Origin of the sequence: Kribbella sancticallisti (assembly GCF_039530625.1) — a bacterium.
In the GTDB taxonomy this organism is placed as follows: Bacteria; Actinomycetota; Actinomycetes; order Propionibacteriales; family Kribbellaceae; genus Kribbella; species Kribbella sancticallisti.
The window spans coordinates 242,611-256,288 of sequence record NZ_BAAAOS010000056.1; the positions used below are offsets into that span (position 1 = coordinate 242,611).

Here is a 13,678-nt window from a genome sequence, read left to right on the forward strand (position 1 = left end):
TCGAGCGGAGGGGCGCCGCTGCGTTAGATTGCCCTGTGCGTTGGCGGATCGATCTCAGGTATGACGGCACCGATTTCCACGGCTGGGCCCGTCAAGGGGGCCTCAGGACCGTGCAGGGGGTGCTGGAGCAGGCCCTCGGCACCGTACTGCGGCAGCCGGAACCCCCGGCGGTGACCTGCGCAGGCAGGACCGACACCGGCGTCCACGCCAGGGGCCAGGTGGTTCACGTCTGGTTGCCCGAGGGCCTGGTCGCCCGGAACCTCGTGCACCGCCTCAACGGAGTACTGCCGGATGATGTCTGGGTGAGCGGAGCCGCCGAGGCTGCAGAGGGCTTCGACGCCCGCTTCTCGGCCCTGTCACGGCGCTACGTCTACCGGATCTGCGACGACCCGGCCGCCCGGGACCCGCTGACCAGGAACCACGTACTGCGGGTGCTCCAGCCGCTCGACGTGGACCGGATGAACGAGGCCTCCCAGCGTCTGCTCGGCGAGCACGACTTCGCCGCCTTCTGCAGGCGCCGCGAGGGGGCGACCACGGTCCGGGCGCTGCTGGAGTACAGCTGGCGGCGTACCGGGCCGGGCCTGGTCGAGGCGACGGTCATCGCCGATGCCTTCTGCCACTCGATGGTGCGGGCGCTGGTCGGCTCGGTATTGCCGGTCGGCGATGGCCGCCGCGACGTGTCCTGGCCGGCTGAGGTGCTCGCCGCGAGGGTCCGTGACTCGGCGGTGTTCGTGGTGCCGGCCCACGGCCTCACCCTGGAAGAAGTGCGTTACCCAGCAGACGAAGACCTGGCCGCACGAGCTGTCGAAGCTCGCGCTGTCAGAGGAAAGGTGCATTAGTGTCCGCCGTCCGAGCTCCGCACGCCATCTCCGGCGCCCAGGCGGGCGCCTCGCCGCGTTGTCGAAAGCGCACGATGGAAGAGGCATCGAACGCTCCCTCCGCCTTGCGATGCACCCACCTGGACACCGGAGCTCACGCACAGAGCTCGAACGGAGGACACTGGCGTGGCTGACCACTACTTCTCGGCGGAGCCCACCTCAGCCGACGTACGGCGTACTGTCGAGGCCCGGATCTGGGGGCGGGAGTACACCTTCACCACAGCGACCGGGGTGTTCTCCAGGGACCGCCTCGACCTCGGTACTTCGGTGCTGCTGCGGGAGGTTGCCCCGCCGACCGGAGGCGGGACGATCCTGGACCTCGGGACGGGCTACGGGCCGATCGCGTGCGCGCTGGCGGTGGAGGCCCCAGACGCGCAGATCTGGGCGGTCGACGTGAACACCAGGGCGCTGGAGCTGACCGCGGAGAACGCGAAGGCGGCAGGCGTCGCGAAGCGGGTCCACCCGGCGCTGGTGGACGACGTACCGGCCGACCTGCGGTTCGACCAGATCTGGTCGAACCCGGCGATCCACATCGGCAAGCCCGAGCTCCACAAGATGCTGCTGCACTGGCTGGCCCGGCTTGCCCCCGACGGCGTGGGATGGTTCGTCGTCGGCAAGAACCTCGGTGCTGACTCGCTGCAGCGCTGGCTGACCGACCAGGGTTACCCCTGCGAGCGGATCGCCAGCGCGAAGGGCTTCCGGGTCCTGCGGGTCACTGCAACGAACGCGGGTCCAGCGCCGTCCTGAGGGTATGGAGGCAGCCTTGGCGGCATCGGAGGCGCACACCGGCGCGATCGACTTCGAGCTCTGGGTGACCGAGAAGGCGGACGCGCTGCTGCGGTTCGCCTACATCCTGACCGGGGACGTCACCCTGGCCGAGGATGCGGTCCAGGACGCCCTCACGACCGCCTGTGCGCGCTGGAACCGGGTCAGCCAGGCGGACGACCCCGAGGCGTACGTGAAGCGGATGGTGGTCAACGCGCACATCTCCTGGTGGCGCCGGTTCCGCAAGCGGGAGGCGCCGGCCGCGGAGCCCACCAGGACGGCGCCGCCCTCACCGGACGGCAGTACCGCCCGGGCCGACGCGGATGCGATCTGGGCGCTCTGTGCGACGCTCCCGGACCGGCAACGGGCGGCGGTGGTGCTGCGCTTCTACGAGGAACTCTCGTACGCCGAGATCGCAGTACTGCTGCACTGCGCGGAGGCGACGGCAAGATCGCACGTCCACCGGGCCCTGGCGGTCCTGAAGAACACGCTGAGCAAGGAAGGAGCCGAGGATGCCTGAGCCGGAAGATGAACTCGGCCCCAAGATCGCGGACGCCTTCCAGACCAAGGCCGACGCCGTCCGAGGCCTGCGTGAACGTGGCCTGGCCGCAGAGGCCCGCCGGCGGATCCGGAAGCGGCGGCAGACACTCATCGCGGGCGCGGCGGCTGTGGTGGTCGCCTTCTCGATCGGTGGCGTCTGGGGTGCCATCGGCGGTCCTTCACCGATCGCCACCTCCCAGGACAGCAGCAGTTCGGCCGGAGGATCAGCGAAGGAGGCCGCGCCGGAAGTGCCGGCCACGGTCACGCCGTGCCCTGAGCAGCACCCGGTGCTGACCGCCGGCGGGCATGAGGCAGTGCCGCTGGGCACCGGGCTGGACCTGGAGATGCCGGTCTACGGGCTTCAGGCCTGCCGGTACCGCGTCCTGCCGGACAACACCATGCTGCTCGGCTCGCAGAGCTTCAACGCGACCACAGCCCAGCAGATCGTCGACGCCATCAAGGTCCTGCCGGAGCGCAATCCGGACCTCCCGGTCTTCAAGTGCGCGCCCGAACTGGCCAAGCCCTCCGAAGCCATCGTCCTGCGCTTCGACACCGCCAGTGGCATCCGCGAGGTCTGGGTCGGCTACGACGGCTGCGCCTCAGCCGGCTTCTTCACCGGCAGCCGCACCTACGGCCTGTACGCCGCCCCCCTCAAGCTCTTCATGAAGGGCACCGTCCGCCCCACCGAAGGCACCTACCTCGACCACCTCGAAGGCTGGTAGTCACTCCCGCCCCTGCCCCTGCCCACGCTCCCCGTGCAGGTGCCGCACATTGTCCGGCACCGCACCGTCACCCCTGCTCCGGAAGCCGGCGTTGGGTGGCATCTCCCCGCCGAGAAACTTCCGCAAGTGCTCGACTTCCCCCTGCTGCCGGTGCCCGTCGCGGTAGTTGTTCTCGATGTCGGCCACTGTGGTGCTCAACGCGATGGTCGCCCGCTGCGCGCTCTGGTGCCCCGCGATGCTCTTGCCCACATCGGACTGAATCTCACTCTCCTGGGCGGCTGCGACGTCGCCGAGGTGCGGACGCATGGCCTGCACCAACTGGCCTCTGACGACCTCCCGGTCCTCAGGCGGCATCACGTCGGCCATCCGCTGGTCGATCACCAGGTCGGCGACGGCACTCCAGCGCTGAGTCCGGTCGGCCCGCTCGAGCCCCTCGACGACCTGCGCCTGGGACAGCCCGCTGACTTCCGCCGTACCGCGAATCAGTTCGTCGGTCGCTGCCGTGTAGGCCGGGTAGTTGTCGAACGACTCGGTGCCGAGCAGCCCGGGCTGGACGGCATCCATCCCGATGTCGTGGATCACGGCATCAGCGTTCTGATGCGTCCAGGTCTCGGTGAGTCCTTCCTCCAGCGCGAGCGTGTCGGGGGAGTAGACGGGCGTCGCCCCTGGTGCGCTCTCGTCGCCGAGTTGGTGGGTGAGGTGCCTGGCCTCGTGGACCACGGTGAGAACCGCGTCCCGTACGTCGATCAACTCGTCCTCGGTGAGCCGGCGACCGGCGGTGTACGCCAGGGCCACCGGCTTGAGGACCTCGTCGACGTTGACGGTCATCCCGCCGTCGTTCAGCGCACTGCCGGCCGCCTTCGCTCGCGTCTCCTCGTACAGTTCGCCGTTCCAGCGCGTCGGAGTACCGGAGAGCTTCTCCACCGATCGGATGACGTTGGCCACCCACTTGTACTCGTTGGTGTGCGGCTGGACGGGTCGGCCGGCGCTCACTCGGTGGGCTTCTCGAGGTGGTCGATCAGGCCGATCAGCGGGCTGGTGAGCCGGCGGACCGCGCCACGCTCGCGGGGCGGTGACTCGTCGGCCAAGGCACCGATCTGCTGGATGATCCGCTCGAGGTGCGGGATTCGCACGTCGGCGGGTTCGGCGCTGCTGCCGATCGCCTGGGCGAAGAGCACCTGTGCCTGCGCGAACTGCGGACTGCTCGGCGCGATGGGGCCCGCCAGGAGCCTGGGCAACTGGCCGGCCCGGAACAGCGCGTGTTCCCGGTCGCGATCGTCCTCGACCTGCTCCGCCAGCGCGCGGAGGCGAGCGGTCTCCACCTGGACGACCGCGGCGTCGGCGCCACGCAGGTCGTAGAGCAGACGCCGGAGTTCGGTCTCTACTGATTCCCAGGTGGGCGGGTGCTTCGGGGTGGTCACTGCGGGGCCTTTCCCTGGTCGGGCGGTTGGACTTTACCGTTAATGCGGTCGCTCGCCTGGCGCGGTCCCGTCAGACTGGGGCCATGGGTCATGTGGAGGTCGCCGGGATCGGGTTCGAGTTGCCGGATGGGCGGGTGTTGCTGGACGACATCACCTTCCGGGTCGGGGACGGCGCCAAGGTGGCGTTGGTGGGGGCGAACGGGTCCGGGAAGACGACGCTGACCAGGATCATCGCGGGGGACCTGAAGGCGCACAGTGGCAGCATCGCGCGGTCGGGTGGGCTGGGCGTGATGCGGCAGTTCGTCGGGTCGGTGCGGGACGAGTCGACCGTCCGCGACCTGCTCCTCGGGGTCGCGCCGGAGCGGATCCAGACGGCCGCTCGCAAGCTCGACGAAGCCGAGTTGGCGATGATGGAGGCCGACGACGAGAAGACCCAGTTGCGCTACGCCCAGGCGGTGTCGGACTGGGGCGAGGTCGGCGGGTACGACGCCGAGGTGCTGTGGGACGTCTGTACCACCGCTGCCCTCGGCATCCCGTTCGACAACTGCCGGTGGCGCGAGGTGAAGACGCTGTCGGGCGGTGAGCAGAAGCGGCTCGTGCTGGAGGCGTTGCTGCGCGGGCCGGACGAGGTGCTGATGCTCGACGAGCCGGACAACTACCTTGACGTACCGGCCAAGCGGTGGCTCGAGGAGCAGCTCAACGCCACCCAGAAGACGGTGCTCTACATCAGCCACGACCGCGAGTTGCTGGCCAACACCGCGACCCGGATCGTCACCGTCGAACTAGGGGCCGCGGGCAATACCATCTGGACGCACGGCGGTGGTTTCAAGACCTACCACGAGGCCCGCGCACACCGCTTCGAGCGCTTCGAGGAGCTGCGCCGCCGCTGGGACGAGGAGCACGCCAAGCTCAAGGCGCTCGTGTTGATGTACAAGCAGAAGGCGGCGTACAACGACGGGCTGGCGTCGCGCTACAAGGCGGCCCAGACGCGGTTGCGCAAGTTCGAGGAGATCGGGCCGCCGCAGGCGATCCCGCGCGAGCAGAAGGTCAGCATGCGGCTGACCGGCGGCCGCACCGGCAAGCGCGCGGTCGTCTGCACCGGCGTCGAGCTGACCGGCCTGATGAAGCCGTTCGACCTGGAGGTCTGGTACGGCGAACGCGTGGCCGTCCTCGGCTCGAACGGCTCGGGCAAGTCGCACTTCCTCCGCCTGCTGGCCAACGGAGGCACCGATCCGGACATCGAGCACCAGCCGATCGGTGAGGTGCCGATCCCGCCTGTCGCGCACACCGGCAACGCCAAGCTGGGTGCACGCGTTCGGCCGGGCTGGTTCGCCCAGACGCATGAGCACCCAGAGCTGGTCGGCCGGACCCTGCTGGAGATCCTGCACCGCGGCGACGACCACCGCGAGGGCATGGGCCGTGAACTGGCCTCCCGCAAGCTCGACCGGTACGAGTTGGCGCATGCGGCCGAGCAGACCTTCGACAGTCTGTCCGGCGGTCAGCAGGCCCGCTTCCAGATCCTCCTGCTGGAGTTGTCCGGAGCGACCCTGCTGCTGCTCGATGAGCCGACCGACAACCTGGACGTCGAGTCAGCCGAGGCCCTGGAAGAGGGCCTCGACTCCTTCGACGGCACGGTCCTCGCCGTCACCCACGACCGCTGGTTCTCCCGCGGCTTCGACCGCTACCTGGTCTTCGGCAGCGACGGCTCCGTCTACGAGTCCCCAGACCCAGTCTGGGACGAAGGCCGCGTCGAACGCGCGCGCTGAGGCCTGTCGATTCGGTAGAGGTAGTGGAGTGGGTCGTCGATGGGGTTGTCTGGCTCCATCGGGCCCTCTGCTACCCGGTGGAAGCCGGCGCGTTCCAGGGCGCGCCAGGACGGTCTGTTGCCGGCGACGACGGCGACCAGGATCGTGTCGGTGTCGCTGTAGTCGGTCCAGGTCTGCGCTACCAGCGCAGTGATCATCGCGGTGCCGAGCTGCCGAAGTCCCGTTCCAGGGCTTCCGGGGTCGTCTCGTGGTTCCACCAGCGGGCGACGTGCGGATTCGCCAGCCAGCCGGCCAGCAGCGGGAAGTCGGCCCGGGTCAGGCGCTGGAACGTGTAGACCATGCTTCCTCCTGCTCGCTGACCTGACGGTAAAAGCATAGATTTACCGTCAAGCAGATTTAGCGGCCAGGCGCCGTTGATAGCGCGCTTGCCGGGCGCGCTGGCTGCAGGAGGAATGGCAGAAGCGGCGCCGTCCGTGCTGCCGGACAAAGAGCATCCGGCAATCCCCGCCGGCGCATCTGGCCAGGATCGAGCCGTCGGTCGCGAGCGCGATCGTCTCCGACGCCAGGTCGGCCAGCAGCCGGGTCGTGCCGGTGCTCGACGAGTCGGCCGCCACCCGGGGAGTTCCACCCGCGGGCCACTCCATCCGGACCGAGGAGTACGCCTGAGCTGCGCAATCGTTGACGGCCTCGATCGCCTCGTCACCCGGGTGCTTGCCGTCGGCAAGAGCCGCCAGGACCTGACGGACCTGATCCCGGAGCTCACGCAGCCGGCCCAGATCGCGGGCCGGTACGACGCGCGGGTGGCTCTCGCCGTGTAGCCCGGCGTACTCGGCGAACCACCCGTTCATCAGATCCGGCGACGCCAGGAAGTCCACGATCACGCCGCCCTCGTCGTACCGGGTGTTGGCGAACTCGACCGCCAGCGGCTCGGTCCCCAGCAGTGGGTACTCCATGACGCTGACGATACAGCCGGCGTTTGCCGTCAGTCAGAGGTTGGTGCACCAGGTGTCGCGGTAGGCGGTCCAGTTCGCGTCGGTCGCGGCGAAGTCGACGTAGAGGGCCAGGCCGAAGTTCCTCCGGTCGGAGTCACCCAGTCCGAGTTGAGCTCCACGAACGGCGGCTTCGACGGTCTCGGCCGAGCCGCGGTGGGAGAAGTTGTCCTCCCAGTAGAACGGCACGCCCATCAGTAGATCCACCTTCGCCGGAGTCACCTCCAACGCCATCTCGGTCTGCTGCGCCACGTACCCGCCGTACAGGGACTCCAGTGGGGTCCAGGTGTCGTACGACATCACGGCGATCTGCTCGACCCGGCTCGCCACGTCAGCGAAGTACGACTTCGACCACCACTTGCTCATCCCGCTGACAGCCACCAGTACTCCGTTCATGCCCGGCGCCGGGTTGATCTGCGCGGCGGCGACGGACAGCGGGACGCTCCGGCCCGAGGTCATCGCATGGACCTGGTCCAGCAAGCTGAGGAAGCCCTGCGAGCCGGATTGCACGGGTTCCAGGTCGAAGTGGATCCCGTCGAAGCCCTGGTCCAGCACCTGGCCGGACGCGGTGGTCACCCGGTCGCGGACAGCCGCGTCCTCCAGATCCATGCCGGGATTCTTCTCCGGCTGCACGACATCGCCGAGCCAGGCCTGCACCCGGATCTTCGGCATCGCCTGGTGGACGGCGTCGGTGAACCAGCGCGCCTTCGGTGAGACCGTTGCCAATGGCAGCGATCCGTCGTGCTCCAGTGGTCCAGTGTGCACGTAGAGATCCCGGATGCCGGTTCCTTCGAGTTGCTTGGCCAGGGCCGAGATGTCCGAGGCCGACTTCCGTCCGTCCACCCAGGCGTGCCCGAGCCAAAGAGCATCCTGCCCGCGCGTTGTCGCGGTCGCGGCCGGGTCGCCGGTGAACGCGACCCGCCACGACAGCGCCAGTACGCCGTACGGGATGGTGATGAGCAGGACCAGGGTCAACGGGATGAAGACCAGTGCGCGCCGGCGGCGCGACCAGTTCTTCATGCGCGGGTCCGTAGGCCGCCGTACAGGAGAGCGAGCATGCGGTCGCGGACCTCCGGTTCCAGACGGGCCGCGGTCGCGCCGCGGGAAGCGCCGATCAGTAGGGCGTAGACCTCGGGGAAGGCTGCGTCAGCGCGCACCTGGCCACCTCGCTGGGCGCGTGCGAGGAGGTTTCCGAACGCTTCGCGCATGCCGGCTCCAGCCTCCCTGGCGTCCGCTCCGGCCGATGAACCGGCCGCACCGAGAGCATCCGCGATGGCCAGTTTCGACGCGGCCTCGGCGACCACCTGGTCGAAGAACGCGAAGAACGCCGCGCCCGGATCGTCGTGGCCGGCCAGTTCGATCGCGCGGTCGCGGAGGCGCTCGAGCCGCACGGTGAGGACGGCCTCGAGCAGTTCGGCCTTGGTCGGGAAGTGCCGGAACACGGTGGCGATGCCCACGTCGGCGAGCTTGGCCACCTCGTCCGTCGAGGCGTTCGGCGACTGGCCGAAGACCTCCTCGGCCGCGGTCAGGATCCGGGCCCGGTTGTCCCGGGCGTCGGCTCGCAACGGCCTCATCGCACTCCTCGCTGGTGGTCGGCACGCACAGCCTAGGAGACGCCGCTCGGGCCCATCTGGTTGTAAACGGAGTGGCGACTCCATATATTCGGAGTCATGACTCCGTCTGAGACCTTCCTCCGCCTAGTGCACGGAGTTCGACTATGCCGGGACGGTGATCGCGACGGGGGAGCCGTTCACGGCGCCCTGCGTGTTCGTCCTGCGGGTCCGCGACGGCCTGATCGTGGAATCACGCGACTACATCGACCACGTCGCGATGGCCAAGGCCCGCGGGCAACTCGACGAACTGATCCAGGTACTCCGGGAACCGGCCGCTCCGCCCGCCGCGTCGTAGTCGGCAGAAGCGCAGAAAACGGCCCCGGTCCCCTGGCAGCGCAGCCGGACCGGGGCCGTTCCCAACTCCTCAAGCGATACGTCCGCGCAGCGGTGACGCGGCCAGTGCCTTGGCGGCGATCACCAGGCCGGCGGCGGCCAGCACGATGTCCTTGAACACGTACTGCGCCTCCAGCGTCGGCGTCCCCGGGAACAGATCCCCGAAGAACAGCACCAGCGGCGACATGATGCCGACCAGCGAGAACCCCAGCACCAGCAGCCCGGTGCGCAGCAGTTTGCCGGTGATCAGTGTGATCCCGATGAAGCACTCGAGCACGGCCGTCAGCAGCAGAGCCGCCTGACCGCTGATCACGCCGAGGGTGAGTGTGTCGATGGTCCGGATCACCAGGGCCTCGGCCGGGCTGGCGCCGGGGAAGAACTTCAGCGCCCCGAAGGCCAGGAAGACCAGACCCAGGCTGATCCGGAGGATGTCGATGCTGTGCCGGCCGAGCCAGCCGGACAACTTGTTGCTGTTGGCAAGTAACGCGTTCATGGTGGGTTCTCCCGGTTCGCGACTGATGACCTCTTCAGCCTCGCGGGAACACCCCCTCCACCGCGTCCGGCCGGCGACGGCACTCGCAGTACGCCGGCCGCGGTAGTACGCCGTACGCCGGCCTCGCCCGTACGGCGTACTGCTCAGGGTTGCCCTGATGCCCCGGGGAGCAGCACAAAGGCCCCCCGACGCGAGGTCGGGGGGCCTTGTCAGTCGGTCAGCGGTCGCCCATCGGGACGTACTGCACGCCGCGCGCGCCGGTGTAGATCTGCTTCGGCCGGGCGATCTTCTGGTCGCTGTCGCCGAGCGACTCCAGCCACTGGGCCAGCCAGCCCGAGGTGCGGGGGATGGCGAACAGCACGGTGAACATCTCCGGCGGGAACTGCAGGGCCTCGTAGATCAGGCCGGAGTAGAAGTCGACGTTCGGGTAGAGCTTGCGGGAGACGAAGTACTCGTCCTCCAGCGCGATCTTCTCCAGTTCGACGGCGATCTTCAGCAGCGGGTTGATGCCCGTCACCTCGAACACGTCGTCGGCGGCCTTCTTGATGATCTTGGCGCGCGGGTCGTAGTTCTTGTAGACCCGGTGGCCGAAGCCCATCAGCCGCTCTTCGCCGTTCTTCACGCCCTCGATGAACGACGGCACGTTGTCGACCGAGCCGATCCGGCGCAGCATCTTCAGCACCGCCTCGTTGGCGCCGCCGTGCAGCGGGCCGTAGAGCGCGGCGATGCCGCCGGTGACCGCGGAGTACGGGTCGACCTGGGTCGAGCCGATCGCCCGGACCGCGTTGGTGGAGGCGTTCTGCTCGTGGTCGGCGTGCAGGATGAACAGGATCTCCAGCGCGCGCACCAGTCGGTCGTCGGCGGCGTACTTGGGCTCGCTCATCTTGAACAGCATGGACAAGAAGTTGGCCGCGTAGCTCAACTCGTTGTCCGGGTACACGTACGGCTTGCCCTGGGCGTGCCGGAAGGAGAACGCGCCCAGCGTCGGCATCTTCGCGATCAGCCGGCGGATCTGCAGCGCCCGCGACTCCTCGTCGAAGATGTCGCGCGACTCGGGGTAGAAGGTGGACAGCGCGCCCACCGAGGCGAGCAGCATGCCCATCGGGTGGGCGTCGTAGCGGAAGCCCTGCATGAAGGTCTTCAGGTTCTCGTGCACGAACGTGTGATACGTCACGTCGTGCACCCAGGCCTCGTACTCGGACTTGTTCGGCAGCGAACCGTTCACCAGCAGGTACGCGACCTCGAGGTAGTTCGACTGCTCGGCGAGCTGCTCGATCGGGTAGCCCCGGTACTCCAGGATGCCCTTGTCGCCGTCGATGAAGGTGACGGAGGAGCGGGTCGAGGCGGTGTTGACGAACCCCGGGTCGTAGGTCGCCAGGCCGCCGTCGCCGTCGGATGCGCTGATCTGCTTGAGGTCTGCGGCACGGATGGTGCCATCGGTGATGGCAAGGTCGTAGTCCTTGCCGGTCCGGTTGTCCCGGACGGTGAGCGACTGTTCGGTCACAATGCCCTCTTCGGAAGCTGGCGTCATCGCCCGGTGATTGAGGGTTATCGTCGCCGGCGGGACGCGGATCGGACTGCAATCTTCACCGCTAAACTAGTGCGGTCCGCAGCTCCTTCCAAGCTGGGGGCTCCTGGTTGCCTGGGCTCACTTTGACCCCGGGGTGCCCGCGCCGGTATTCTGGGCTGCTGTTGTGCGTTCCAGGTCCTCGCCGGTGTGTTTGCGGGCCGCTCGCCGACGTACCAGTTTTGTCAACTCTCTGAGAAACGAAGGTCAACGACCGTGCGCACGTACAGCCCGAAGCCTGCTGACGTCACCCGTGAGTGGCATGTGATCGACGCCACCGACGTCGTGCTCGGTCGGCTCGCCGTCCAGATCGCCACTCTGCTGCGTGGCAAGCACAAGCCGACGTTCGCCCCGCATATCGACGGCGGTGACTTCGTCGTCGTCATCAACGCGTCCAAGATCGCCCTGTCCGGCAACAAGCGGACCGACAAGCTGGCGTACCGCCACTCGGGTCACCCGGGTGGTCTGACGGCCACGCCGGTCGGCGAGATCCTCGAGAAGGACCCTCGCAAGGCCGTCGAGAAGGCTGTCTGGGGCATGCTCCCGAAGAACCGCCTGAGCCGGAAGCTGCTGAACAAGCTGAAGGTGTACGCCGGTCCGGAGCACCCGCACACGGCCCAGCAGCCGAAGCCGTTCGAGATCACCCAGATCGCTCAGTAGTAGCGATCGACGAGCCAGGTAAACGAGGATTCCCAGCGTGAGCGACATCACCACCGAGACCGACGCAGAGTTCGACCCCGAGGTCCCCATCGACAGCGAGGGCCCGGTCGCCTACACCTCCGAGACGAACCCGAGCCCGGAGCAGCGGGCCGAGTCCGGCCGCGTCGCGGTGATCAACCCGGCCGGTGCCACCGGTCGCCGCAAGGAGGCTGTCGCTCGCGTCCGCCTCATCCCGGGGACGGGCAACATCACCGTCAACGGCAAGCCGATCGACGTCTACTTCCCGAACAAGGTTCACCAGCAGCACGTGAACGAGCCGTTCGTGGTCGCCGGTCTCGAGGGCTCCTACGACGTCATCGCCCGGATCAACGGCGGTGGCATCACCGGCCAGGCCGGTGCGCTGCAGCTGGGCATCGCCCGCTGCCTGAACGCCGCCGACGAGGAGGCCAACCGTCCGGGTCTGAAGAAGGCCGGTCTGCTCAGCCGCGACGCGCGGATCAAGGAGCGCAAGAAGGCCGGTCTCAAGAAGGCCCGTAAGGCTCCGCAGTACAGCAAGCGCTGATCACCTGATGTCGCGTTTGTTCGGCACGGACGGAGTCCGTGGCCTGGCGAACGTGGACCTGACCGCGGAGCTGGCGCTCGACCTCTCGGTCGCCGCCGCTCACGTACTCGGCGAGGCCGGTGCCTTCGAAGGGCACCGGCCACGCGCCGTTGTGGGCCGGGATCCACGAGCCAGTGGTGAGTTTCTGGAAGCAGCCGTGGTGGCCGGTCTGGCCAGCGCCGGCGTCGATGTCGTCCGGCTCGGCGTGCTGCCGACCCCGGCCGTCGCCTACCTGACCGGCTCGACCGGTTCCGATCTCGGCGTGATGCTGTCGGCCAGCCACAACCCGATGCCGGACAACGGCATCAAGTTCCTGGCCCGTGGCGGGATCAAGCTCGACGACGTGATCGAGGACGCGATCGAGGCCCGGGTCGGCGAGGAGTGGCAGCGCCCGACCGGCGCCAAGGTCGGCCGCGTGCTCGACGACGGACAGGGGTTCGAGACCTATGTCTCGCACCTGGTCCGGTCCGCCCCGAACCGTTTCGACGGCGTCAAGGTGGTGATCGACTGCGCCAACGGCGCGGCCTCGCTGACCGCCCCCGAGGCACTGCGCCGGCTCGGCGCCGAGGTGATCACCTACGCGGCCGCGCCGGACGGGCTGAACATCAACCTCGACTGCGGCTCGACCCACATGGAGGGTCTGCGCCGCGAGGTGATCGGCCACGGCGCCGACCTCGGCATCGCGCTCGACGGCGACGCCGACCGCTGCCTGGCCGTGGACGCCGCCGGTGAACTCGTCGACGGCGACCAGATCCTGGCCGTGCTCGCACTGGCCATGCGCGACTCCGGCCGGCTGTCCAACGACACCGTCGTGGCGACCGTGATGAGCAACCTCGGCTTCGTCCAGGCGATGGTCCGGGAGCGGATCGCGGTCGAGCAGACCAAGGTCGGCGACCGGTACGTGCTGGAGGCGATGAAGGCGGGCGGCCACAAGCTCGGCGGCGAACAGTCGGGCCACGTGATCCTGTCCGACCACGCGACCACCGGCGACGGCACCCTCACCGCGGTGATGCTGCTGGCCCGGATCGCTCAGACCGGCAAGTCGCTGGCCGACCTGGCCAGTGTGATGACCCGGCTGCCGCAGGTGCTGGTGAACGTCCCGAACGTCGACAAGACGCGGGCCGGCACCGACGCCGACGTACAGGCTGCTGTCGCTGCCGCCACTGCCCGCTTGGGCGAGACCGGCCGCGTACTGCTCAGGCCGTCGGGCACCGAGCCGCTGGTGCGGGTGATGGTCGAGGCCGAGTCCTCGGACACCGCCCACGAGGTCGCCCACGAACTGGCCGCCGTCGTGGAAACCTCGCTGAAGCTCTGACCTCGCAGTACGGAA

At 68.6% G+C, this 13,678-nt stretch carries 17 protein-coding genes; 9 read left to right on the plus strand and 8 right to left on the minus strand.

Going from position 1 to position 13,678, the window contains the following annotated elements:
- The first annotated feature begins 35 nt into the window (after positions 1–35).
- From truA to ABD255_RS36035, 4 genes are all read left to right on the plus strand, one after another.
- A complete protein-coding gene (gene truA / locus ABD255_RS36020; protein ID WP_344221263.1) occupies positions 36–839 on the plus strand; it encodes a tRNA pseudouridine(38-40) synthase TruA in 804 nt (267 codons plus the stop codon).
- A gap of 165 nt (positions 840–1,004) precedes the next feature.
- Complete coding sequence (locus ABD255_RS36025) at positions 1,005–1,625, plus strand: class I SAM-dependent methyltransferase (RefSeq protein WP_344221264.1); 621 nt, start codon at positions 1,005–1,007, stop codon at positions 1,623–1,625.
- A 4-nt stretch (positions 1,626–1,629) separates the two neighbouring features.
- The gene (locus tag ABD255_RS36030; protein WP_344221265.1) at positions 1,630–2,163 is read left to right on the plus strand and encodes a SigE family RNA polymerase sigma factor; all 534 of its coding nucleotides are present in this window, start codon (positions 1,630–1,632) and stop codon (positions 2,161–2,163) included.
- A complete protein-coding gene (locus ABD255_RS36035) occupies positions 2,156–2,905 on the plus strand; it encodes a hypothetical protein (RefSeq protein WP_344221266.1) in 750 nt (249 codons plus the stop codon). Before ABD255_RS36030 ends, ABD255_RS36035 begins: the two co-directional genes overlap by 8 nt.
- Here the strand turns inward: ABD255_RS36035 and ABD255_RS36040 are convergent, their stop codons facing one another.
- Together ABD255_RS36040 and ABD255_RS36045 are read right to left on the minus strand one after the other, a co-directional pair.
- On the minus strand, positions 2,906–3,898 hold the full coding sequence (locus ABD255_RS36040; RefSeq protein WP_344221267.1) for a hypothetical protein: 993 nt from the start codon (positions 3,896–3,898) through the stop codon (positions 2,906–2,908).
- The gene (locus ABD255_RS36045) at positions 3,895–4,326 is read right to left on the minus strand and encodes a hypothetical protein (protein WP_344221268.1); all 432 of its coding nucleotides are present in this window, start codon (positions 4,324–4,326) and stop codon (positions 3,895–3,897) included. Before ABD255_RS36045 ends, ABD255_RS36040 begins: the two co-directional genes overlap by 4 nt.
- Positions 4,327–4,409: 83 nt before the next feature.
- On the opposite strand from ABD255_RS36045, the gene ABD255_RS36050 reads away from it, so the two are divergent.
- Entirely contained in the window at positions 4,410–6,092 is a 1,683-nt protein-coding gene (locus tag ABD255_RS36050; protein WP_344221269.1) for an ABC-F family ATP-binding cassette domain-containing protein, read from the plus strand.
- Positions 6,093–6,285: 193 nt separating this feature from the next.
- On the opposite strand, the gene ABD255_RS36055 is transcribed toward ABD255_RS36050, so the two are convergent.
- The 4 genes from ABD255_RS36055 to ABD255_RS36070 are packed head-to-tail and all read right to left on the minus strand — an operon-like array spanning position 6,286 to position 8,655.
- The gene (locus tag ABD255_RS36055) at positions 6,286–6,432 is read right to left on the minus strand and encodes a GNAT family N-acetyltransferase (protein WP_344221270.1); all 147 of its coding nucleotides are present in this window, start codon (positions 6,430–6,432) and stop codon (positions 6,286–6,288) included.
- A 46-nt stretch (positions 6,433–6,478) separates the two neighbouring features.
- Positions 6,479–7,045, minus strand: a complete 567-nt coding sequence (locus ABD255_RS36060; protein WP_344221271.1) for a CGNR zinc finger domain-containing protein — start codon at positions 7,043–7,045, stop codon at positions 6,479–6,481.
- Between the two features lie 33 nt (positions 7,046–7,078).
- Positions 7,079–8,101 (minus strand): glycoside hydrolase family 18 protein, encoded by a 1,023-nt coding sequence (locus ABD255_RS36065; protein WP_344221272.1) that lies wholly within the window; start codon positions 8,099–8,101, stop codon positions 7,079–7,081.
- Positions 8,098–8,655, minus strand: coding sequence for a TetR/AcrR family transcriptional regulator (locus tag ABD255_RS36070; RefSeq protein WP_344221273.1), 558 nt, complete (start codon positions 8,653–8,655; stop codon positions 8,098–8,100). Before ABD255_RS36070 ends, ABD255_RS36065 begins: the two co-directional genes overlap by 4 nt.
- A 154-nt stretch (positions 8,656–8,809) precedes the next feature.
- Between ABD255_RS36070 and ABD255_RS36075 the strand changes: the two genes are divergently transcribed.
- Entirely contained in the window at positions 8,810–8,989 is a 180-nt protein-coding gene (locus ABD255_RS36075) for a nuclear transport factor 2 family protein (protein WP_344221274.1), read from the plus strand.
- A 69-nt stretch (positions 8,990–9,058) separates the two neighbouring features.
- Here ABD255_RS36075 and ABD255_RS36080 read toward each other — a convergent pair whose 3' ends face one another.
- Entirely contained in the window at positions 9,059–9,520 is a 462-nt protein-coding gene (locus ABD255_RS36080; protein ID WP_344221275.1) for a DoxX family membrane protein, read from the minus strand.
- Positions 9,521–9,737: 217 nt separating this feature from the next.
- Complete coding sequence (locus ABD255_RS36085; RefSeq protein WP_344221276.1) at positions 9,738–11,024, minus strand: citrate synthase; 1,287 nt, start codon at positions 11,022–11,024, stop codon at positions 9,738–9,740.
- A 279-nt stretch (positions 11,025–11,303) separates the two neighbouring features.
- On the opposite strand from ABD255_RS36085, the gene rplM reads away from it, so the two are divergent.
- The 3 genes from rplM to glmM are packed head-to-tail and all read left to right on the plus strand — an operon-like array spanning position 11,304 to position 13,663.
- A complete protein-coding gene (rplM, locus tag ABD255_RS36090) occupies positions 11,304–11,747 on the plus strand; it encodes a 50S ribosomal protein L13 (RefSeq protein WP_344221277.1) in 444 nt (147 codons plus the stop codon).
- Between the two features lie 37 nt (positions 11,748–11,784).
- On the plus strand, positions 11,785–12,309 hold the full coding sequence (rpsI, locus tag ABD255_RS36095; RefSeq protein WP_132190657.1) for a 30S ribosomal protein S9: 525 nt from the start codon (positions 11,785–11,787) through the stop codon (positions 12,307–12,309).
- A 7-nt stretch (positions 12,310–12,316) separates the two neighbouring features.
- Complete coding sequence (gene glmM, locus ABD255_RS36100) at positions 12,317–13,663, plus strand: phosphoglucosamine mutase (RefSeq protein WP_344221278.1); 1,347 nt, start codon at positions 12,317–12,319, stop codon at positions 13,661–13,663.
- Positions 13,664–13,678 lie beyond the last annotated feature (15 nt).